An 18183-nucleotide genomic window follows, 5' to 3' on the forward strand; every position below is an offset into this window, starting at 1 on the left:
GCAGCCCGATGACATCGCTCGGCCTGTGTACCGGGCCGGGCAGAAGAAACACCACTCAGTCTTGGCTAGGGGGGACCCGATGACCCAAACAGCAATCCCATATGTATTCATGCGGGGCGGAACCTCTCGGGGCCCGTATTTCCGCCGCTCGGATCTGCCCGAGGATCTGGACACTTTGGCCAAAGTGCTGATCGCTGCCCTCGGGGCCGGGCAGTCGCTGAACATTGATGGTATCGGCGGTGGCGCGGCGGTCACGACCAAGGTCGCGATGCTGTCGGTCAGCGAGGATGACTGGGCCGATATCGACTATTTCTTCGCGCAGGTTGCGGTCGAGGATAAGTTGGTCGACTTCAAACCAACTTGCGGCAACATCCTGTCAGGTGTCGCCCCCGCTGCAATCGAAATGGGGTTGTTTGAGCCCCAAGGCGATGAAACCGAAATCCGTATCCGGGCGGTCAACACCGGGGCCCGTGTAGTGGCCCGGATTCAGACACCCGGGGGAAGGCTGACCTATGAGGGTGATACAGGCATTGCCGGGGTGCCCGGCCAATCTGCACCGGTGCAGCTGAGTTTCATGGGGGTGGTTGGGTCAGCAACCGGTGCATTTCTGCCCACCGGCAACCTGCGTGACACAGTACAGGGGATCGAACTGACTTGCATGGACGTCGCTATGCCAATGGCCATTGCCTGCGCCGCCGACTTCGGACTGACGGGTTATGAAAAAGCCGAGGATCTCGACGCCAACCGCACCTTTTTTGACAGGATGGAAGCCGTTCGGATCGAAGCCGGTGAACGGATGGGGATGGGGGATGTGTCCAAATCCGTGACCCCCAAATTCGGCCTTGTAGCTCCTGCCAAAACGGGCGGAACGCTTGCGGTGCGGTATTTCATGCCGTGGAAGACCCACCCGACCATGGCGGTTACCGGTGCGCAGTGCATGGCGTCCTGCGCTTTGACGCCCGGCACGGTCGCGGACGGTTTGCTGGATCGCCCTACGACAAGCCCGGCTGAAGTCATATTGGAACATGCCTCGGGCACGATCGACGTATTGGTGGATTTCACCACTGAGAATGGGTTCACTGTAAACGCAGCAGGCTTGGTTCGTACCGCGCGCAAGTTGGCAGACGGCCATGTGTACGTTCCACCATCCGTGTGGAAAGGGAGTTGATTAGGTATATCCAAATTAGTATACTTTTGTATACAAACGAGAGAGGTTACGATGGACGACTACTCGGAATGCCTCGATATCGCGCGTCAGGAGCTCCGGTTGGCGCAAGCTGCCTTGCGGCGGGATATGGCCGAATACCCCACGCCAATCGCGGGATGCGACGAGCAGTTTAATCATCTGTTGGACCAAAGCGAACGCGTCCGAAACGCGCTGGCAGCACTTGACGTGCAGCATTTTGTGCCGACACCCAGAAAACTGACCACCGGGCAGAGTATAGAAAGCCGATGAAAGTACACATTCTGGACGATTGGTTCGACACGCTGCGTGGGCTGCCATGTTTTGAGAGACTCAACGCTCATGAAGTGACGGTGTGGACGGATCATGTCGAGGATCTTGACATCTTGGCCAAGCGTTTGCAGGAGGCTCAAGTGCTGGTGCTGTTCCGAGAGCGGACCAAAGTCACGCGCGCCTTGCTGGAAAAGTTGCCGAATTTGCAGCTGATCAGCCAGCGCAGCGTCTATCCCCATGTTGATGTGCCGGCCTGTACAGATCAGGGTGTTTTACTGTGTTCGAATATGCATAGCGGCACGCCGTCTTATGCTGCGGCGGAACTCACATGGGCGCTGATCATGGCTGGGATGCGGGATTTGCCCGCTCAGATGGCCTCGGTCAAGGCAGGGCACTGGCAGGCAGGGGTAGGCAAGACGCTACGCGGTCGTCAATTGGGGCTCTATGGTTACGGCCGTATCGCGCGTGCGGTTGCGGGTTATGCCGAGGCGTTCGGAATGAATGTCGTTTGGTGGTCGTCCGATGAAGGTCGGTCGCGTGCGCAAGCGGATGGCGCTAGGGTCGCGCCGAACCGCGAGGCGTTTTTTGCCGATAGTGATGTTGTTTCGATCCATGTGCGCCTGAAACCGGACACGCGTGCGATCATTACCGCATCGGATATTGCGCAGATGCAGCCCGGGGCGATCTTCGTGAACACTTCACGGGCCGGGCTGATTGCTCCGGGCGCTTTGCTTGAAGCGCTCAACGCCGGTCGCCCCGGCAAAGCCGCGATTGATGTATTCGATTCCGAGCCACTGACTGACGCGACCGATCCTTTGCTGGCACATCCCAACCTGATCGCGACGCCGCATATTGGTTTTGTGACCGAGGATGAGTTCGACCTGCAATTTGCCGATATCTTCGATCAGGTAAATGCGTACGCTGACGGTGCGCCGATCCACATGATCAACCCCGAGGTTTGGACCACCGTAGAATAAGATTGGCGGCGATGGGTGCGCCGATGATCACCAGCACAATCCTTGTCAGATGGTGAGTGATCACAAAGCCCAGGTCCGCGCCTGAAACGATGGCCAGAACTGTCATCTCGGCCTGCCCGCCGGGCGCGAAGGCCAGAAACGCCTCGACCGGCTTGCCAAGCCCTAACGTGGTGACAACAGCAGTGAAGGCCGCAGCCAACACGGCCAGAACAACCACATAGGCGCAACCCGCTGCCACGACCTTGCGCAATTCCACCCAGGTGACACCGACAAACTTCACTCCGATTCCGCAACCGATGAAGAATTGCGCGGCCAGGATGGCCTCGCGCGGGGGGCGGGTATGGATGAAGTCCCCGAGTGACAAAGCAGCTGTCAGGATCATCGGTCCCAGGATCGACGCGCCGAAGAGACCGATGCGCTCGCCGCCCTTCCAGCCGATAAAGGCGGCCAACACCATCAGGGCCAGTTCGTGAGCCGGCAGGGCGTGTGCGGGTTCACCGATTGGGTTGGTCAATTCAGCGCCATAGAAAACAGTCAGAAATAGCGGGGCCAACGTCACTATGATCAGCACGCGTGTGCCGTGGATCAGCGACAACGTGCGCGGATTGGCACCCGCCTCGGATCCGAAGATGATCATGTCCTGCAACCCGCCGGGCATGGCAGCATAAAAAGCGGTTGTAGTATCGAAGCCCCAAACCTTGCGGAAGAATGGCACTCCGACTAGTGCGATCAGCAGGATAAAGAACGGAACCAGCGCAATCGACGCGGCCATTTTCGGCAATTCGGCAAACAGGGCCGGAGTGATCGATGCTCCCACGGCAACGCCCAGGATAGTGCGTGCCGCCACCGAGACCTGCCCGAATCCCTCCATCGGCGCATGCGCCAGGGCTGCAATCAGACAGGCGCTCATTGGGCCGAACAGGAAGGGCAGGGGCAAATTCATTAACCAGAATGCTCCGGTGCCCAACACTGCAAGCGCGAAGGTCACTGCACGTTTTTTCGCTGAGGAGGGTGCGTTGATCTGGGTGGACAAAATGTAGATTCCGGTGCGGTTGACTTAGTGTGTATCCAAATGTATACAAATGGACGCAATAACACAAGTGAGCGCGTGATGACCCTGCAGGACGACCCGTTACAGCCAGGCCCACAAGGCAATTCCGCCTATCAGCGCCTGCTGGATGAGATTCGCGAAGGTAGCCTGCCGCCCGGCGAACGCCTGCGCGAGATAGAGTTGTCCGAGAGGTTGGGAGTTAGCCGCACGCCTGTGCGCGAAGCGATCCGACAGCTGGAAGCGGATGGCTTGGTAACACATATCCCCCGTCAAGGCGCGACGGTACGCAGCCTGGATTACGCCGAAGTGATGGAGCTCTATGAGATGCGCGCTGTGCTCGAGGGAACTGCGGCCCGTCTGGCGGCAAGGGCGGCGTCCGATGTCGAACTGGATGAGCTGGATGTGCTGAATGACCGGCTGGCCGAGGCAGGCACCGGTCCGGAGGCCGCGCGGATCAATCGGATTTTCCATGCGACGCTTCTGGATGCGGCCAAGAACCGGTTTCTGGCTAAATCCATGTTGTCTTTACAAAAGGCGTTGCTGATCCTGGGTCCGTCGCAATTGCTGGACGGCGACCGAGCCGAGGTCGCAGTAGCCGAACATCGCCTTATCATGGCCGCCTTGAAAGCCCGGGATGGCGCGGCGGCTGAGAAAGAGATGCGCGCTCATATCCACGCAGCACAACGCATGCGCATTCGCGCCTTGCAGGAGCGCGACCGAACAACGGACCAAACTCAATAGGCGGAAACCACATGGCCACCCCAAAGGAAGCCTACGATATCGCTGTGATTGGCGGAGGTAACGCCGCCCTGTGCGCTGCGATGACCGCCGCCGAAGCAGGCGCGCGCGTTCTTATCCTCGAAGCGGCGCCAAAACCCTATCGTGGCGGAAACTCTCGCCACACCCGAAACTTTCGCTGTATGCATTCCAGCCCGTTGGGCCCGCTGGTCGAGGAATACAGCGAAGACGAATACCTGTCAGATCTGCTCAAGGTTACCGGGGGCAAAACCGACAAAGATCTGGCGCGCCTCGCAATTCGTACGTCCGAGGAATGTCTTCCCTGGATGGAGGAGCACGGGGTTCGGTTCCAGCCCTCTTTGTCGGGGACGCTATCGCTGGCGCGGACGAATGCGTTCTTTATGGGCGGCGGTAAATCGCTGGTAAATGCCTATTACCGGACAGCAGCGAAGCTGGGCGTCGAAGTCCTGTACGAAGCCGCCGTCACGCATCTCGAATTGAACGGAGACCGGATTGAGTGGGTAGACTTCACCTGCGAAGGCCAATCCCATCGCATAACACCCAAAGCGGTCATCGTCGCATCGGGCGGCTTTCAGGCTGACACCGATTGGCTGACGCGTGCGTGGGGACCTGCGGCACGCAACTTCCTGATCCGGGGCACGCCCTATAACCGGGGTGTCGTGCTGGCCGATCTTCTGGATCAAGGCGTTGAGAGCGTCGGAGACCCGACCCAATGCCACGCCGTTGCCGTCGACGGGCGTGCTCCGAAATTCGATGGCGGCATCGTCACCCGCCTGGACTGCGTTCCATTCTCAATTGTTGTCAACAAAGATGCCGAGCGGTTCTATGACGAGGGCGAGGACGTCTGGCCAAAGCGTTACGCGATCTGGGGTCGCTTGGTCGCAGCCCAGCCGGATCAGGTGGGCTATGTGATCATTGATGCCAAATCGCTGAATCTGTTCATGCCGTCGGTTTTTCCGCCGTTAAAGGCGGACACGCTCGAGGAACTGGCCAAAGCGATGGGCCTGCCCGCCGATAAGCTGACCACGACCGTCGCAGAATTCAATGCCGCCTGCGGTAACACAAGTGGTTTCCATCCAACAGAGTTGGACGGAGTTTCAACTACCGGCCTGACCCCACCCAAAACCAATTGGGCGCGCCCGATCACCGAACCTCCTTACTATGGCTACTCGCTGCGCACCGGTGTGACCTTCACCTATCTGGGGCTCAAGGTGGATGAATCTGCGCAATGTTCATTGTCAAACGGCAAAATCCAGAACCTCTGGGCGGCAGGCGAAACCATGGCTGGGTCGATTTTGGGGCAGGGTTATCTGGCCGGGTTCGGCATGACCATCGGAACCGTCTTCGGACGCATTGCAGGACGAGAGGCCGCTTCTTATGCGAATTGAACTGATACAGGAAGCCCGCCGTCAGGCTGAGATCTGCAATGCCTGCCGGTACTGCGAAGGCTACTGCTCTGTCTTTCCGTCGCTTCACGCTGAACGCGCATTCTCGGACGGCGATATCACGCAATTGGCCAATCTCTGCCATAACTGCAGAGGATGTTACTATGCCTGCCAATATACGGCGCCGCATGAGTTCGACCTCAACCTGCCGAAGGCTCTGGCCGAGGTCCGGCGCGACAGTTGGGAAAGCTTCGCCTGGCCGCAACCTCTGGCGCGCTGCTTCCATAGCCACGGTGGTGCGATCGCTCTGGCTCTGGTCGTCGGCTTCGCGCTTATTTTTTGGGCCATTCGCGCGATCGGCTCGGCCGGAGGCGAAGGCTTCTACTCTGTCCTCTCTCACGACGCGATGGTGTTGATTTTTGCTCCGGCATTCCTGCTGCCGTTGTTCAGCATTGGCATCAGCTTGCGGCGCTATTGGCACGCAGTTGGAGGCAAGCCGATCCAACTGGGAGACTTGAAAGCCGCGCTAAGCCGAACGGCCAAAATGCAGGACCTGGCTGCTGGCCACGGGGAGGGTTGCAATTTCGAGGACGAAGACCGTTTTAGCCAGGCCCGCCGCCACGTGCATCATGCGATCATGTACGGGTTTCTGCTGTGTTTTGCTTCGACTTCGGTGGCGACGATCATGCATTATGGGTTCGATCTGCACGCACCTTACCGGTTCTGGTCATTGCCGAAGCTGTTTGGAGTCACAGGGGGCGTTTTGCTCACTGTTGGCTGCTACATGATGGTCCGGCTGAAACACAAGTCAGACCGCAATCTCGGCGATGTTTCAGCTTGGGGCGGAGAAATCGGATTTATATTACTGCTTGGGTTTGTAGCGTTGAGCGGGCTTGTTCTTTACGCTTTCGGTTCATCCGCAGTAATGCCTGCGCTGCTTGCCGTCCATCTGGGGTCGGTCCTCGCGTTCTTCCTTCTTACGCCTTACACAAAAATGGCGCACGGTTTCTATCGGCTTGCTGCCCTTGTCAGGGATGCGCAACGAAAAAGAGATGTGTCGGTGGTCCGCTAGCAGCCCGCATTTTCTGAGTGAGGTAAAGGAAAACGCATTTAAAATCGAAGGACGCTGTGTCGCGGGTGGCAGTCAACGTCCCAAAGGGTTCGCGTGAATATTTCTCAGCGGCACTGAAAGATACCGCCACGAAAAGTGTGGAATTGATGGAAAAGCTTGGAGTCGCGAGTGGTAAAGTCTGTGCGCCGATCGAAAACAGAATGACGAAAAATCTATGAATTAGGTGCCTCTGAACGGCAGAGCCGATGACAGGTGTCGACAGATTGGCATCTTCGTTCTGAGCGTTAATTCCTTTCTGGAATCATTAACCCCCCCTTCTTCGCTAAAAGGTCAACAATTGCGCCGACCCCTTTTTTGTGACGAAGGGACGTGAATAAAAAGGGCCGTCCATTGCGCATTCTGGCTGCATCTCTATCCATGACCTCCAGTGAAGCGCCAACATGCGGCGCCAGATCGGTCTTGTTTATGACCAGGATGTCGGATTTCGTTATTGCCGGTCCGCCTTTTCGCGGGATTTCCTCTCCTGCTGCGACGTCGATCACATAGATTGTAAGGTCTGCGAGTTCTGGACTGAATGTAGCCGACAGGTTGTCGCCGCCACTTTCGATCAGAACGATGTCAAGATCGGGATGCCGGTTTCGCATTTCAGCAACCGCTGCAAGGTTTATCGATGCATCCTCACGGATAGCTGTATGTGGGCAACCCCCCGTTTCGACACCGATGATCCTGTCTCTTGGCAAGACCTGCAAGCGCATCAGCGCCTCGGCGTCTTCCTGAGTGTAAATATCATTGGTGATAACGCCCACTGAACAAACATCGCGCAGGGTTTCAGATAGGGCAGCCGTCAAGGTGGTCTTTCCGGCTCCAACCGGACCACCGATGCCAACGCGAAGAGGGCCGTTCATACTGCTCATGTTCGGAATATCCTTGAATACTGTATTTCGTGTCTCATCGACGCGATGTCCGTCAGGAACGCAGTCGAACTCAATTCGTTCAAGCCTGCCATTTGCGCTTGTTCAGCGATACGAGCACATAGCGGTGTCAAATTACGGATCAGCTTTTGAGCGTCGGTTTGCCCCAGCGGCACAAGGCGCGTTGCGCACGCGACCAAGTTGCTTGCAAATGCTTGTAGATACAGCTTTGTCGTTAACAGTATGGGAAGGCTCTGCAGATGCGCGGCATAGCCCACCGACACTGGATAGGAAAGCAGTTGGATGTCTAAATCCCAGACGTCTCCTGTGACGGTCCCGAATGCCTGTCCCAGCAATTCGGTTTCCATTTTTCTTTCCGATGACGCGCAGATCGCCCGTGCCTTGGTATCAACGCTGATAAGCTCATCATTATCCTGCGCGTTGTAAGCGGACACTACGAACAGAGCGTCATTCCATCCCGACCCATGTTCCAGCACATCAGAAATCCAGGCTTCGGCGTCTTGTGAACTGGCGACAGCCCCCTCGTCAATTGCGGCTTCCAGCCCATGAGAATATGCAAAGCCTCCCACAGGATATGCCGGAGACAACCACTGGGTTAGCGTCAGGATATCAGCTTCAGTGGGCGTGGCCATGTGTCCTGCCGTGGCCGTAGGCCCCGCCTTCAGGGGTGAACGGTTCGTGCACCTCACGTACTGTGGCCCCGATTTTCAAAAGCATGTCTCGGATCACATGATCGACCTGGATCAACAGACGATCCTTTTCGATCTGGCAGGGCGTGTGGCGATTGCCGATATGCCATGCGATACGTGTCAGATCCGGAGCCGAGACCTCCAGCAAGGCTTCGGGCGCGGCCTGGATTTCAACCGCGCGCCCATCGTCCAGGATCAGCGCGCCGCCGTGATCCAGTGAGGTTGTCTGAGCAAGGTCGACCAGAATCTGCTCGCCGCTTTCGCATGTTAAAACCTTTCGGCGCAAAAACCGATCGTCATAGGTCAACGACAGACAATCGGCAGTGTCGTCGTGCATGTGATGCGAGTAACGGCGTGCGGTGCAGAGCAGGGCGGTCATACCGTCGCCTCCTCTGGAGCAGAAATGGTCAGAGCCAGATCGAATCCGAAAACACCCGATGCACGATCCGTTCGCGTGATAGGCCGCGTTTTTTCAACTCTTCGTCGCTGAGCGATTGCAGGAATTCGACTTGCCGCACGCGCGATTGAGCTTCGGCCAAACTGATCAGAGCCCCGTAGATTGATGATCCGATGGACGCGATCAGACCGGGCAGCGAAAAGCCTGCGTGTGATTGTGTTGCTGAGTGTGCCATTTGGACCCTCGTAAACGTTGGTCCTCCCTTGAGCATTAATATCTGTCATATCGGCCTCACGTTGAAGTGGGTGTTTGGTCATTTCTGCCTTGCGCACGGTGCAACGCAGCATAATTTTTAGTCAGAACATAAAGTATCGCTGTGCCATCGGCAGCACTTCGGCCGGTTGGCAGGTCAGCAATTCACCGTCTGCTCGGACCTCATAGGTTTCCGGATCAACTTCGACATGCGGCGTCGCGTTGTTGAGCAAAAGATCCTGTTTGCCAATCTCTCGTGTGTTTTGGACAGCGACGGTCTGCTTCGCCAAGCCCAGTGTATCGCCAATCCTGTCGGCCTGTGCGGCCTCAGAGACAAATGTGATTGCCGAATGCTCGACCGAGCGGCCATAGGCCCCGAACATCGGGCGGCAATAGACTGGTTGCGGTGTGGGGATCGACGCGTTTGGGTCACCCATTTGGGCACAAGCAATCGTACCGCCCAGCAAAACCATCTCGGGTTTCACACCAAAAAAGGCAGGGTTCCATAAAACGAGATCGGCACGTTTGCCTTCTTTGATACTGCCAATCTCGTGGCTCAGGCCATGGGCAATGGCCGGGTTGATCGTGTATTTGGCGATATAGCGTCTGACGCGCAGGTTGTCGTTTTCGCCTGTTTCCTCGGGAAGGCGCCCGCGCTGTTTCTTCATTTTGTCGGCGGTTTGCCACGTCCGGATCAACACCTCGCCCACGCGGCCCATAGCCTGACTGTCGGACGCAATGATGCTGAACGCGCCCATGTCGTGCAGGATATCTTCAGCCGCGATGGTCTCACGCCGGATGCGGCTTTCAGCAAAAGCCACGTCCTCGGGGATGGATTTGTCGAGGTGATGGCAGACCATCAGCATGTCCAGATGTTCCTCGACCGTGTTCACCGAAAAAGGCCGCGTGGGGTTTGTAGAGGAGGGCAGTACATGGTCCTCACCGCAGATTTTGATGATATCTGGTGCGTGGCCGCCGCCCGCGCCTTCAGTGTGGAAAGCGTGGATAGTCCGACCCTTTATCGCGGCAACCGTGTTTTCAACAAACCCGGATTCGTTGAGCGTGTCAGTGTGGATCATCACCTGAACGTCCATCGCGTCAGCGACCGAAAGGCAGCAATCGATGGCCGCCGGGGTCGTACCCCAGTCCTCGTGCAGTTTCAGGGCACAAGCCCCGGCTTTGACCTGTTCCTCCAAAGCAGCGGGAAGCGAAGCATTTCCCTTGCCTGCAAAAGCAAGATTCATGGGAAAAGCATCCGCCGCCTGCAACATCCGGCCGATATGCCACGGGCCGGGGGTACATGTGGTCGCCAGAGTGCCATGTGCCGGGCCGGTGCCACCGCCAAGCATGGTCGTCAGGCCAGAATGCAGCGCGTCCTCGATCTGTTGCGGGCAGATGAAGTGAATATGGCTGTCGAACCCGCCAGCCGTCAGGATGCGACCTTCGCCCGCGATGGCCTCTGTGCCCGGACCGATGATGATGTCTACGCCGGGTTGCGTATCCGGATTTCCGGCCTTGCCGATCTTGGCGATGCGCCCGTCCTTCAGACCGACATCCGCCTTGTAGATGCCCGAGTGATCCACGATCAGAGCATTGGTGATCACAGTGTCCACGGCACCTTCGGCACGCGTGGCCTGAGACTGCCCCATCCCATCTCGAATGACTTTGCCGCCACCGAACTTGACCTCTTCACCATAGACATCTTCGCGGTGGCCGGTTTCACTAAAACGCGCAGTTGTTGCGCGCTCCACGATAAGGTCTTTTTCTACCTCGATGATCAGATCGGTATCTGCCAATCGTACTTTGTCGCCGACCGTGGGGCCGAACATGGAGGCATAGTCACTCCGACTGATCTTGCCCGGCATCTTTCAGAGCCCCCATGATATGCATATTGAAACCGTAAATGTGCCGGCGCCCTTCAAATGGCACCAGTATAACTTCGCGAGTTTGGCCTGGCTCAAATCGCACCGCTGTACCCGCCGGGATGTCCAGCCGCATACCCAAAGCTGCATACCGATCAAAATCCAGGGCCGAGTTTGCTTCGGAAAAATGGTAGTGGCTGCCGACCTGTATTGGTCGATCGCCTGTATTGGCGACAATAACAAGACGGCTACTGCGCCCCGCGTTCAGCGTCAGTGAGCCTTCGGCAGGAATGATCTCACCCGGAATCATTTCGGCAGCTTCAAAATCACGGTTATGGCGATGACCCCAATCAAAGCCAACCCAACTACAAGCGCGGTGTAATCGCTGCCATGGGCGTGAATATGGGCATCCGAATGGGCCGTGGCCGGACCAGCCAGAATGAGCGCGGGAAACAGCATGCGGATCATGGGTGACTCCTTTGGAAACTAGCGAATGGGGTTGTGGACAGTCACAAGTTTTGTGCCATCCGGGAAAGTGGCTTCGACCTGCACCTCGTGGATCATCTCGGGCACGCCTTCCATGCAGTGTTCCCGAGAGATCACTTCAGCCCCAGCTTGCATCATGTCGGCGACCGAACGGCCATCGCGCGCGCCTTCGACCACGGCATCGGTAATCAACGCAATGGCCTCGGGGTGATTCAGCTTGACGCCACGCGCCAGCCGTTTGCGAGCGACCTCGGCGGCCATGGCCACCAGTAGTTTGTCTTTTTCACGAGGGGTCAGGTTCATGTCAGAGCATCCAGCATCGGGGCAATGTGTCGTTGTTCAGCCGGCGCAGAACCGGCATCAATGTGCGGCGCAGTGCAAAGCTGTCGCCGGCCAGAATGCGAATGACCAGCAGGTCATTCCGGGTCAGAGTTGCCCCGGCGGCGTCCGGTAGCAATTCCCTGACAGGTTCCAGATGACCTTCGGCGGAACTCGACATTAAGACGATCAGGGCCATCGCCCCTGCGCCGTTTGCAATATGCCGCTTAGCCAAGTGAGTGTGCCAATCACCAGCGAACCTAATCGCATCGAGAAACACCGGCGTTCCTTCGCGCCAAATCTCGATCTGATCGCGCAAGCGGATTTCAGTCAACGTTTCACCCATGGCGACGCGTCCAAAAACAAGCGGTTCCACCATCAGCATGTCGGCATCCGGTGACAGGTCGATCCTGAGGCGCCGGTCCAACGCACTGCCATTGTACAGAATGGTCTCTTGCGGCAACCAGTTCAGCCGGGCTCCAGCCTCTACCGTCAAATGATTTGTAACCTGGCCCCATTCTTTGGGCTGGGCCTTGTAAGCGCGCTCGCAAGCTTGCGTAGTCAAGGTCAGCGCCGTGCCTTTTGCTGCCTTGCAAGAAAACCGAAATGAATCTCCTCCGGTCACTCCGCCTGCCGAGTTTAGCAGAACCGCATCAAGTTCAGGTGTCGTGGTTCTGGGGAATAGGCATTTGAAAGACCCAGATTGGCGAAACTTGTTCAGCACGGTCCTGTTGCGCAATTGCTTGGTGCTTAAGCTGACGGTGCCTGCTGCACGCGGTGGTACTGCGCTGTGCGCGGGTAATATGGTTGCAACTTGTGTAATAGGGCACCTACAGCGCTTCGTTTTGCTGCCACCTGTTTCTCTGTTGAAGTATCGGAACACTAACTTGCAGCGTCAGAATCTGCTTAATTTCACATCATGTGATTAAATTTTAGACAGCAACCATTGGCTTGGATGAAAAAATATGCGCATCTCGCCGATTTCCCAAATTGGGTTAAAGGTAACTTGGGGAGGCTTCGTTTTCCTGAAGGATGGGCGGAAAGCTGAACTCAGCTATCCGCACGATTGCCACAGTGCGTCTTCCCGTTCGCAGGCTTTCATCAGCCTCGAATAGACAAGTGACACAGGCTTCATCGGCGCGCCAGCAGAGAGCTCAGAATGAAATCCTCCATGCTTCCAGCGATTTTGCTCATGGGCGTTTCCGACAGAACGCTGCGATACGCGCTTCCTTCCAGAACCTCTATCACCAATTGCGACGCCTGTAGAGGATTCGGAACAGCGCGCAGATCTCCCGCCTCCACGCCGCGTCTCACTACTTCTTCAAGCGCCTCGGTCAGTCTTGCTCGGTTTTCGACGAACAGTCGCGCGATATCCTGTTGACGAACGGCTTCGCTCGAAATCTCCAAGGTGAGGATGACGTTTTCCGGCGCAGCCAGATAGTTGGCGTAGGCCCGGATGAACTTTTTCAACACTTTGGGTGCGGGTGCATTTGAATTCAGGACTTTCAGAAACGGCTCCAGTTCGCGGCGTTCGAGCATTGCGATTTCCACAAGCACATCATGCTTGCCGCGAAAATGGTTGTAGAGGTTTCCAAGGCTGACGCCCGCCCGCGCTGCGATATCGCGGACGCCGGTCTGATGATAGCCGCGCTCGAGAAAACACATGACGGCGGCTTCCAAAATCTGGTTGCGGCGCTTGGCTGTAGCCTTTTCCCGGGTTGACCCTGGTTTTTTGGTGCTTTCGGTCATTTTTTCTTTTTCATATTGAACGAACGATCGTTCATAATATATAACATCCAATCGTGCACCACAAGGCGCAATGGTTCAGGCGGCTCAGGAAAAACAGGACAATGACAGACAAAACCTCAGAAGCTCAGCGAAGACCAGCCCGACGATGGCTCTGGATTGGATTGTCGCTGATGCTGTTTGTGGCGATCGTCATCTTGTTATTTGACGCGGAAGATACGGTTGATGTTCAGGCAACAAACTTCTCACCTCCGCCACCGACCGTCTCTGTCGTAACTGTTGTTCCGGAAACCGTGCAGGCGCGTGTTTCTGCATTTGCCGAAGTTCGGCCCCGTTGGGATGCCGAGCTGCGATCTGCTGTGTCCGGGCGCATCACCGCAGTCCATGCCGGCGCCTTGGCCGGGACACAGGTGGAAGGGGGCGACCCTTTGTTTTCAATCGAAAATGCCCCTTATCAAAGCGCCGTTGCAGCCGCTGAGATGGAGCTTGAGCGAGCGGAACTTGCACTGTTGCGCGCGCAGAACAACGTAACTGTCGCAAAACGGCAGTTCGAACGGGATGGGGTGGAACCGCCAAGCGAACTGGCCGTGAACCTGCCGCAATTGCGCGTCGCCGAAAAAACCGTTGCAGCGGCGCAGGCACGCCTGAATGCGGCGAGAAATGACCTGAAGGACGCAGAAATTGTTGCCCCGTTTTCAGGCTTTGTCACCCGTCGTTTTGCCAGCCTTGGCCAGACGGTCAACCCGGGCGATCCCCTGATACACCTGTCGGACAACCGGCAATTCGAACTGGTTGCCGGGTTCAGCCAAGCGGATTGGGCGCTGTTCGATCATCCGATCTCTGGCGTTGCTGCTGACCTGACGCACCGTTCGGGCGAAAACCTGGGTCAGGCACGCGTCCGGCGTGGAGGCGGTTTTCTGGATCAGGACACACGACAGGTGCGCGTCTTTTTGGATGTCGCAAACCCCGGTGACGGCATACTCGCCGGAGACTTTCTGAAAGTGCACATTCCCGGACGGCGAATTGCTGACACCGTGACCCTGCCGGAAAGCGCCCTGACGCGCGCGGGGTACATTTGGATAGTGGATGAAAACGACCACCTTCAGAGGTTAAGCCCGAACATCCTGTTCCGCAGCGAAGGTGCTGTCACGATACAGGCCCCCGACGGGAACGGCCCATGGCGCGTGGCCAAGACACCTTTGGCCTCGTTTCTGCCGGGTCAGCGCGTCACGCCGCTGTCGGATGGGGGTTGAGCCATGCACTCGCTGACATCCTGGTTTATCCGCAACCCTGTCGCCGCCAATCTGATGATGGCGCTGATCCTCTTTCTTGGGGTGCAGACGCTGCTGAATATTCGGATCGAGGGCTTCCCTCGCATTCCTGCGGAAAGCATTACGATTTCGATCGAGTTCCCGGACGCCACTTCCGAACAGGTCGATGAATTGGTGACCCGGAAAGTTGAGCAGGCGCTGGAAGGGTTGGAGGGCGTGCGCAGTGTGACTTCGCGATCCCAAAACGATCTGAGTGTCGTGACCGTCCGCCGCGCGGGTGGCCAGAAACTGCAAGCCGTTCTGGATCGTGTCCGCATTCGCATCGATGGGTTGACCGATCTGCCCGATACCGCGCGCCGCCCTGTGATCGAAGCGTCGGGTTTCGATTTTCCGGCGCTGTATCTGAACCTTTACGGCGAAACGGACCCGGCCACATTGCAGAGCCTGGCGCAGCGCCTGAAGGAAGAGCTGCTGGCGCAACCGGAATTGTCCCGGCTGCAAATCTGGGGTCTGATACCGCGGGAACTGCGCATCGAAATCGACCCTGCGCTGTTGCGCCACTATGGCCTGACCGTGGCTGATGTGACCCGCGCCATCGAGGAAAACTCGGTGACATTTCAGGCAGGTCGTTTGCGGACCGAGGGCGGCACGATCTATCTGCGGGCCGATGATCGCGCAAAATACGCTCCTGAATACGCGGCCCTGCCGATCATTGAACGTGACGACGGGTCTTTTGTGCCCTTGGGTGATATCGCCAAGATCGAAGACGGGTTTCAGGACGGCGAGTACCTGTTTCGGCTGAACGGCAAACCAACCGTCGGGATGGAGGTTCTGGTCGGGCAGAAAGAGAACCTGCTGACGATCAGTGACGTTGTGCGCCGCACGGTGGATGAGTTCAGCCGCCAGTTGCCGTCGCAGGTTCAGGTCGATGTCTGGGGCGACAGCGCCGGCTATATCTCGGACCGGCTGGCGCTGTTGCGGTCAAACGGGGTGCAGGGGCTAATCCTTGTGACCTTGATGCTGTCGGTGTTTCTGAACGTGCGCCTGGCCTTCTGGGTCGCCATGGGCATTCCGGTTTCGGTCATGGGGGCCATAGCCGTTTCGGGTTCAAAATGGGTGGACTATTCGCTCAACGATGTCACCACCTTTGGTCTGATCATCGCCCTGGGCATTCTGGTCGACGATGCCGTTGTGGTCGGAGAAAGCGTTTTCGAGGAACGTCGAAAGGGCAGGGACCCGGTCCAGGACACCGAACGCGGCGTGCACCGCGTGGCGGTCGCAACAGTCTTCGGCGTGCTGACGACAATCGCGGCGTTTTTCCCGATGCTGTTGATCGACAACCCGCTGGGCAAGGTGCTGGCCGGGTTCGCAGGGATCGTGATCCTGACGCTGATCTTTTCGCTCATCGAAAGCAAGTTCATCCTGCCCGCCCATCTGGCGCAGGTTTCGATGGGGCAAGAGCGCAGGTACCTGCTGTCCCGCCTCTGGGGCCGCGTACAGGATACTGCGCAGGGCGGCCTGGACTGGGTACGGGATCGCATCTATCAGCCCTTGCTTGTCGCAGCGGTGCGGCAGCGCTATGCCGTGCTGATCCTGTTCGTCGCCGCCGCGACGCTGGGGCTTGGCCTTATGTACAAAGGCAAGGTCAGAACGGTGTTCTTTCCCGAAGTGCCCGGCCAGATCATCACGATGAACCTGGAAATGGACGCCCGCGCGCCCTTTGCGCTGACCCGCGCGAACGTGGACCGGATCGAAACTGTGTTGAACGATCTGAACGCCGAGCTTGCCGAGGGCGCGGGCATGGCCACGCCGCCCGTTCAGACGGTGTTCAGCATCATCAACGGCGCAGGAAACGCGCAAATATACGCTGAAATGATCCCGGTGGCCGAACGACCGGATAATCCGATCCTTTCCGTGGTTCGCGAATGGCGCGACCGGGTCGGAGCGGTCGAAGGCGCCACCGAACTGGAGTTCACCGGCTCGGAAACACTCGCCGGAGGATTCCGCATCCGGTTGGCGTCCAAAGACGAAGACCTGCTGCAACAGGCCAGCGCCGAGATGAAAGACTTCCTGTCGAACATCGAGGGCGTGGCGAATGTTCGGGATGGGCTGGCGGGCGGCCAGCCCGAACTGAAGCTCCGCCTGCGACCGGACGCGCGGCACCTTGGCTTCAATGCCGAGGCTTTGGCCAGACAGATTGGTTATGGGTTTGGCGGGGCCGAGGTGACCAAGGTTCGGCGCGACGGGTCCGAAATCCGCGTGGTCGTGCAGAACGCGCGGGAAAACCGCGATACGCTCGCCGATCTGATGCAGACCCAGTTGCGCAGCGCATCCGGTGCCTGGGTGCCGCTTGAGACGGTTGCCGAAATCGAAGGCACCTACGCCTCTGACACCGTCGATCGCCGCGACGGCAAGCGCATGAACATCGTGGCCGCGTCCATCGACCGCGACCGTGTTGCCCCCGAAGAGGTTGGTCAGGCGGTGTTCGAACAGTTGGTCCCGAAACTCCGCGAAAAGTACCCGAGCGTCAAAGTTCTGCCCGCCGGTGAACTGGAAGAGATGGCCGATATCAGCGGTGGCTTGAAACGTGCGCTGCTGCTGGCCGCCGTTTTGATCTATGTGTTGATGGCCGTGCCGTTGAAAAGCTATTGGCAACCTTTCGTCATTCTGGCCATCGTGCCCTTTGGTTTTATCGCGGCTGCGGTCGGGCACCTGATAATGGATGTGTCGCTGTCGCTGTTTTCGTTCTTCGGCATGCTGGCGCTGACCGGCGTGATCGTGAACGACAGTCTGGTCATGATCACCCGATACAATCAGGCGCGCGAGGAAGATCAGCCCGTGAACCTGGCGCTGGAAAGCGCTGGCATCGGACGTTTCAAGGCGATCTTTCTGACCACCGCAACGACGGTGATCGGCCTGCTGCCCTTGCTGACGGAAACCTCGGAACAGGCGCAGTATCTGATCCCTGCCGCCATTTCTCTGGCTTTTGGCGAACTGTTCGGCACCGCCCTCATGCTGCTGCTGGTGCCCGTGCTGATCGCCATTGCCGAAGATGTCCTTGTCGTCTTCAAGCCAGTCCCGCCGCACCCTTCCAGAGAAAGGACACAGTTATGACACGTAGCATTCTGGCCCCTGCATTCGCCCTGATGGCGCTTGCAACGCCTGCCGCCTCTGATGGTCTGAACGTGATTGTGGAGGGTATCCGCAACGCCAAGGGCAACATTGTGATCCTTGTTTTTGACGACGCGCGTGCCTTTGACGGTTTGGATGTCCAGAGCGCGACTGACTACGCCCAGGTTCCGTCCCGCAAAGGCAGTGTCAGCCATGAGTTTCCCGACCTGACGGCCGGCCCCTATGCGGTGCTGCTGTTTCACGACGAAAACAAGGACGAAGACCTGAACATGACCGAGACGAAACTTTTGGAGGGGCTGGGTTCAACCGGCGCCCCGAACCGTCAGGACATGCCTGATTTCAAGGCCGCCTCGGTCTGGCCGGGCGATGTCCGCGTTCGTGTCCACTATGATCAGTGA

General features: G+C 57.8%; 20 protein-coding genes. 9 read left to right on the forward strand and 11 right to left on the reverse strand.

Going from position 1 to position 18183, the window contains the following annotated elements:
- The first annotated feature begins 79 nt into the window (after positions 1 to 79).
- Genes GS612_RS01460 through GS612_RS01470 form a run of 3 tightly spaced genes read left to right on the forward strand, consistent with a single transcriptional unit; the run spans position 80 to position 2433 of the window.
- The gene (locus GS612_RS01460; protein WP_171638859.1) at positions 80 to 1168 is read left to right on the forward strand and encodes a 4-oxalomesaconate tautomerase; all 1089 of its coding nucleotides are present in this window, start codon (positions 80 to 82) and stop codon (positions 1166 to 1168) included.
- A gap of 51 nt (positions 1169 to 1219) precedes the next feature.
- Positions 1220 to 1456: a hypothetical protein gene (locus GS612_RS01465; RefSeq protein ID WP_152459102.1), complete on the forward strand. Its 237-nt coding sequence runs from the start codon at positions 1220 to 1222 to the stop codon at positions 1454 to 1456.
- Complete coding sequence (locus tag GS612_RS01470; RefSeq protein ID WP_171638860.1) at positions 1453 to 2433, forward strand: D-2-hydroxyacid dehydrogenase family protein; 981 nt, start codon at positions 1453 to 1455, stop codon at positions 2431 to 2433. Before GS612_RS01465 ends, GS612_RS01470 begins: the two co-directional genes overlap by 4 nt.
- Here the strand turns inward: GS612_RS01470 and GS612_RS01475 are convergent.
- Positions 2402 to 3376: an AbrB family transcriptional regulator gene (locus GS612_RS01475; protein ID WP_371809258.1), complete on the reverse strand. Its 975-nt coding sequence runs from the start codon at positions 3374 to 3376 to the stop codon at positions 2402 to 2404. The genes GS612_RS01470 and GS612_RS01475 overlap by 32 nt on opposite strands.
- Positions 3377 to 3544: 168 nt before the next feature.
- Here GS612_RS01475 and GS612_RS01480 point away from each other — a divergent pair, with 168 nt between their 5' ends.
- Genes GS612_RS01480 through tcuB form a run of 3 tightly spaced genes read left to right on the forward strand, consistent with a single transcriptional unit; the run spans position 3545 to position 6700 of the window.
- A complete protein-coding gene (locus GS612_RS01480; RefSeq protein WP_171118934.1) occupies positions 3545 to 4225 on the forward strand; it encodes a GntR family transcriptional regulator in 681 nt (226 codons plus the stop codon).
- 11 nt (positions 4226 to 4236) lie between these two features.
- Positions 4237 to 5631, forward strand: a complete 1395-nt coding sequence (gene tcuA / locus GS612_RS01485; protein WP_171638861.1) for an FAD-dependent tricarballylate dehydrogenase TcuA — start codon at positions 4237 to 4239, stop codon at positions 5629 to 5631.
- Positions 5621 to 6700 (forward strand): tricarballylate utilization 4Fe-4S protein TcuB, encoded by a 1080-nt coding sequence (gene tcuB / locus GS612_RS01490; protein ID WP_171638862.1) that lies wholly within the window; start codon positions 5621 to 5623, stop codon positions 6698 to 6700. Before tcuA ends, tcuB begins: the two co-directional genes overlap by 11 nt.
- Positions 6701 to 6984: 284 nt before the next feature.
- On the opposite strand, the gene ureG is transcribed toward tcuB, so the two are convergent.
- The 10 genes from ureG to GS612_RS01540 all read right to left on the reverse strand — a co-directional run bounded on the left by ureG (position 6985) and on the right by GS612_RS01540 (position 13385).
- Entirely contained in the window at positions 6985 to 7614 is a 630-nt protein-coding gene (ureG, locus tag GS612_RS01495; RefSeq protein ID WP_171638863.1) for an urease accessory protein UreG, read from the reverse strand.
- On the reverse strand, positions 7611 to 8264 hold the full coding sequence (locus GS612_RS01500) for an urease accessory protein UreF (RefSeq protein WP_171638864.1): 654 nt from the start codon (positions 8262 to 8264) through the stop codon (positions 7611 to 7613). The genes ureG and GS612_RS01500 overlap by 4 nt, the downstream gene beginning before the upstream one ends.
- Positions 8248 to 8700, reverse strand: a complete 453-nt coding sequence (gene ureE / locus GS612_RS01505; RefSeq protein WP_171363985.1) for an urease accessory protein UreE — start codon at positions 8698 to 8700, stop codon at positions 8248 to 8250. Before ureE ends, GS612_RS01500 begins: the two co-directional genes overlap by 17 nt.
- A 28-nt stretch (positions 8701 to 8728) precedes the next feature.
- Positions 8729 to 8953 carry a DUF1127 domain-containing protein gene (locus tag GS612_RS01510; RefSeq protein WP_171232930.1) on the reverse strand — a complete coding sequence of 75 codons (225 nt, stop codon included), beginning with the start codon at positions 8951 to 8953 and terminating at the stop codon, positions 8729 to 8731.
- A 121-nt stretch (positions 8954 to 9074) separates the two neighbouring features.
- Entirely contained in the window at positions 9075 to 10835 is a 1761-nt protein-coding gene (gene ureC, locus GS612_RS01515; protein ID WP_171638865.1) for an urease subunit alpha, read from the reverse strand.
- A complete protein-coding gene (locus tag GS612_RS01520) occupies positions 10810 to 11142 on the reverse strand; it encodes an urease subunit beta (RefSeq protein WP_171229060.1) in 333 nt (110 codons plus the stop codon). Before GS612_RS01520 ends, ureC begins: the two co-directional genes overlap by 26 nt.
- Positions 11139 to 11300 (reverse strand): hypothetical protein, encoded by a 162-nt coding sequence (locus GS612_RS01525; protein ID WP_171638866.1) that lies wholly within the window; start codon positions 11298 to 11300, stop codon positions 11139 to 11141. Before GS612_RS01525 ends, GS612_RS01520 begins: the two co-directional genes overlap by 4 nt.
- 18 nt (positions 11301 to 11318) lie before the next feature.
- Positions 11319 to 11621, reverse strand: coding sequence for an urease subunit gamma (locus GS612_RS01530; protein WP_152459090.1), 303 nt, complete (start codon positions 11619 to 11621; stop codon positions 11319 to 11321).
- Position 11622: 1 nt separating this feature from the next.
- Positions 11623 to 12519, reverse strand: coding sequence for an urease accessory protein UreD (locus GS612_RS01535; RefSeq protein ID WP_371809259.1), 897 nt, complete (start codon positions 12517 to 12519; stop codon positions 11623 to 11625).
- A 248-nt stretch (positions 12520 to 12767) separates the two neighbouring features.
- A complete protein-coding gene (locus GS612_RS01540; protein ID WP_171638867.1) occupies positions 12768 to 13385 on the reverse strand; it encodes a TetR/AcrR family transcriptional regulator in 618 nt (205 codons plus the stop codon).
- A 101-nt stretch (positions 13386 to 13486) separates the two neighbouring features.
- Here GS612_RS01540 and GS612_RS01545 point away from each other — a divergent pair, with 101 nt between their 5' ends.
- The 3 genes from GS612_RS01545 to GS612_RS01555 are packed head-to-tail and all read left to right on the forward strand — an operon-like array spanning position 13487 to position 18183.
- Positions 13487 to 14635 (forward strand): efflux RND transporter periplasmic adaptor subunit, encoded by a 1149-nt coding sequence (locus GS612_RS01545; protein ID WP_171638868.1) that lies wholly within the window; start codon positions 13487 to 13489, stop codon positions 14633 to 14635.
- A 3-nt stretch (positions 14636 to 14638) separates the two neighbouring features.
- Entirely contained in the window at positions 14639 to 17767 is a 3129-nt protein-coding gene (locus GS612_RS01550; RefSeq protein ID WP_171638869.1) for an efflux RND transporter permease subunit, read from the forward strand.
- The gene (locus GS612_RS01555) at positions 17764 to 18183 is read left to right on the forward strand and encodes a DUF2141 domain-containing protein (protein WP_171638870.1); all 420 of its coding nucleotides are present in this window, start codon (positions 17764 to 17766) and stop codon (positions 18181 to 18183) included. The genes GS612_RS01550 and GS612_RS01555 overlap by 4 nt, the downstream gene beginning before the upstream one ends.

Origin of the sequence: Ruegeria sp. HKCCD6157 (assembly GCF_013110685.1) — a bacterium.
Classification (GTDB): Bacteria; Pseudomonadota; Alphaproteobacteria; order Rhodobacterales; family Rhodobacteraceae; genus Ruegeria.

What these genes read in the sequence shown, in the direction of transcription:
- GS612_RS01500 (WP_171638864.1), bottom strand. Translation starts at nt 8,264, where the DNA reads ATGGCCACGCCCACTGAAGCTGATATCCTGACGCTAACCCAGTGGTTG.
- GS612_RS01530 (WP_152459090.1), bottom strand. Translation starts at nt 11,621, where the DNA reads ATGAACCTGACCCCTCGTGAAAAAGACAAACTACTGGTGGCCATGGCC.
- GS612_RS01540 (WP_171638867.1), bottom strand. Translation starts at nt 13,385, where the DNA reads ATGACCGAAAGCACCAAAAAACCAGGGTCAACCCGGGAAAAGGCTACA.
- GS612_RS01545 (WP_171638868.1), top strand. Translation starts at nt 13,487, where the DNA reads ATGACAGACAAAACCTCAGAAGCTCAGCGAAGACCAGCCCGACGATGG.
- tcuA (WP_171638861.1), top strand. Translation starts at nt 4,237, where the DNA reads ATGGCCACCCCAAAGGAAGCCTACGATATCGCTGTGATTGGCGGAGGT.
- GS612_RS01525 (WP_171638866.1), bottom strand. Translation starts at nt 11,300, where the DNA reads ATGATCCGCATGCTGTTTCCCGCGCTCATTCTGGCTGGTCCGGCCACG.
- GS612_RS01465 (WP_152459102.1), top strand. Translation starts at nt 1,220, where the DNA reads ATGGACGACTACTCGGAATGCCTCGATATCGCGCGTCAGGAGCTCCGG.
- GS612_RS01460 (WP_171638859.1), top strand. Translation starts at nt 80, where the DNA reads ATGACCCAAACAGCAATCCCATATGTATTCATGCGGGGCGGAACCTCT.
- GS612_RS01470 (WP_171638860.1), top strand. Translation starts at nt 1,453, where the DNA reads ATGAAAGTACACATTCTGGACGATTGGTTCGACACGCTGCGTGGGCTG.
- GS612_RS01475 (WP_371809258.1), bottom strand. Translation starts at nt 3,376, where the DNA reads ATGAATTTGCCCCTGCCCTTCCTGTTCGGCCCAATGAGCGCCTGTCTG.
- GS612_RS01480 (WP_171118934.1), top strand. Translation starts at nt 3,545, where the DNA reads ATGACCCTGCAGGACGACCCGTTACAGCCAGGCCCACAAGGCAATTCC.
- tcuB (WP_171638862.1), top strand. Translation starts at nt 5,621, where the DNA reads ATGCGAATTGAACTGATACAGGAAGCCCGCCGTCAGGCTGAGATCTGC.
- GS612_RS01555 (WP_171638870.1), top strand. Translation starts at nt 17,764, where the DNA reads ATGACACGTAGCATTCTGGCCCCTGCATTCGCCCTGATGGCGCTTGCA.
- ureG (WP_171638863.1), bottom strand. Translation starts at nt 7,614, where the DNA reads ATGAGCAGTATGAACGGCCCTCTTCGCGTTGGCATCGGTGGTCCGGTT.
- GS612_RS01550 (WP_171638869.1), top strand. Translation starts at nt 14,639, where the DNA reads ATGCACTCGCTGACATCCTGGTTTATCCGCAACCCTGTCGCCGCCAAT.
- ureE (WP_171363985.1), bottom strand. Translation starts at nt 8,700, where the DNA reads ATGACCGCCCTGCTCTGCACCGCACGCCGTTACTCGCATCACATGCAC.
- ureC (WP_171638865.1), bottom strand. Translation starts at nt 10,835, where the DNA reads ATGCCGGGCAAGATCAGTCGGAGTGACTATGCCTCCATGTTCGGCCCC.
- GS612_RS01510 (WP_171232930.1), bottom strand. Translation starts at nt 8,953, where the DNA reads ATGGCACACTCAGCAACACAATCACACGCAGGCTTTTCGCTGCCCGGT.
- GS612_RS01520 (WP_171229060.1), bottom strand. Translation starts at nt 11,142, where the DNA reads ATGATTCCGGGTGAGATCATTCCTGCCGAAGGCTCACTGACGCTGAAC.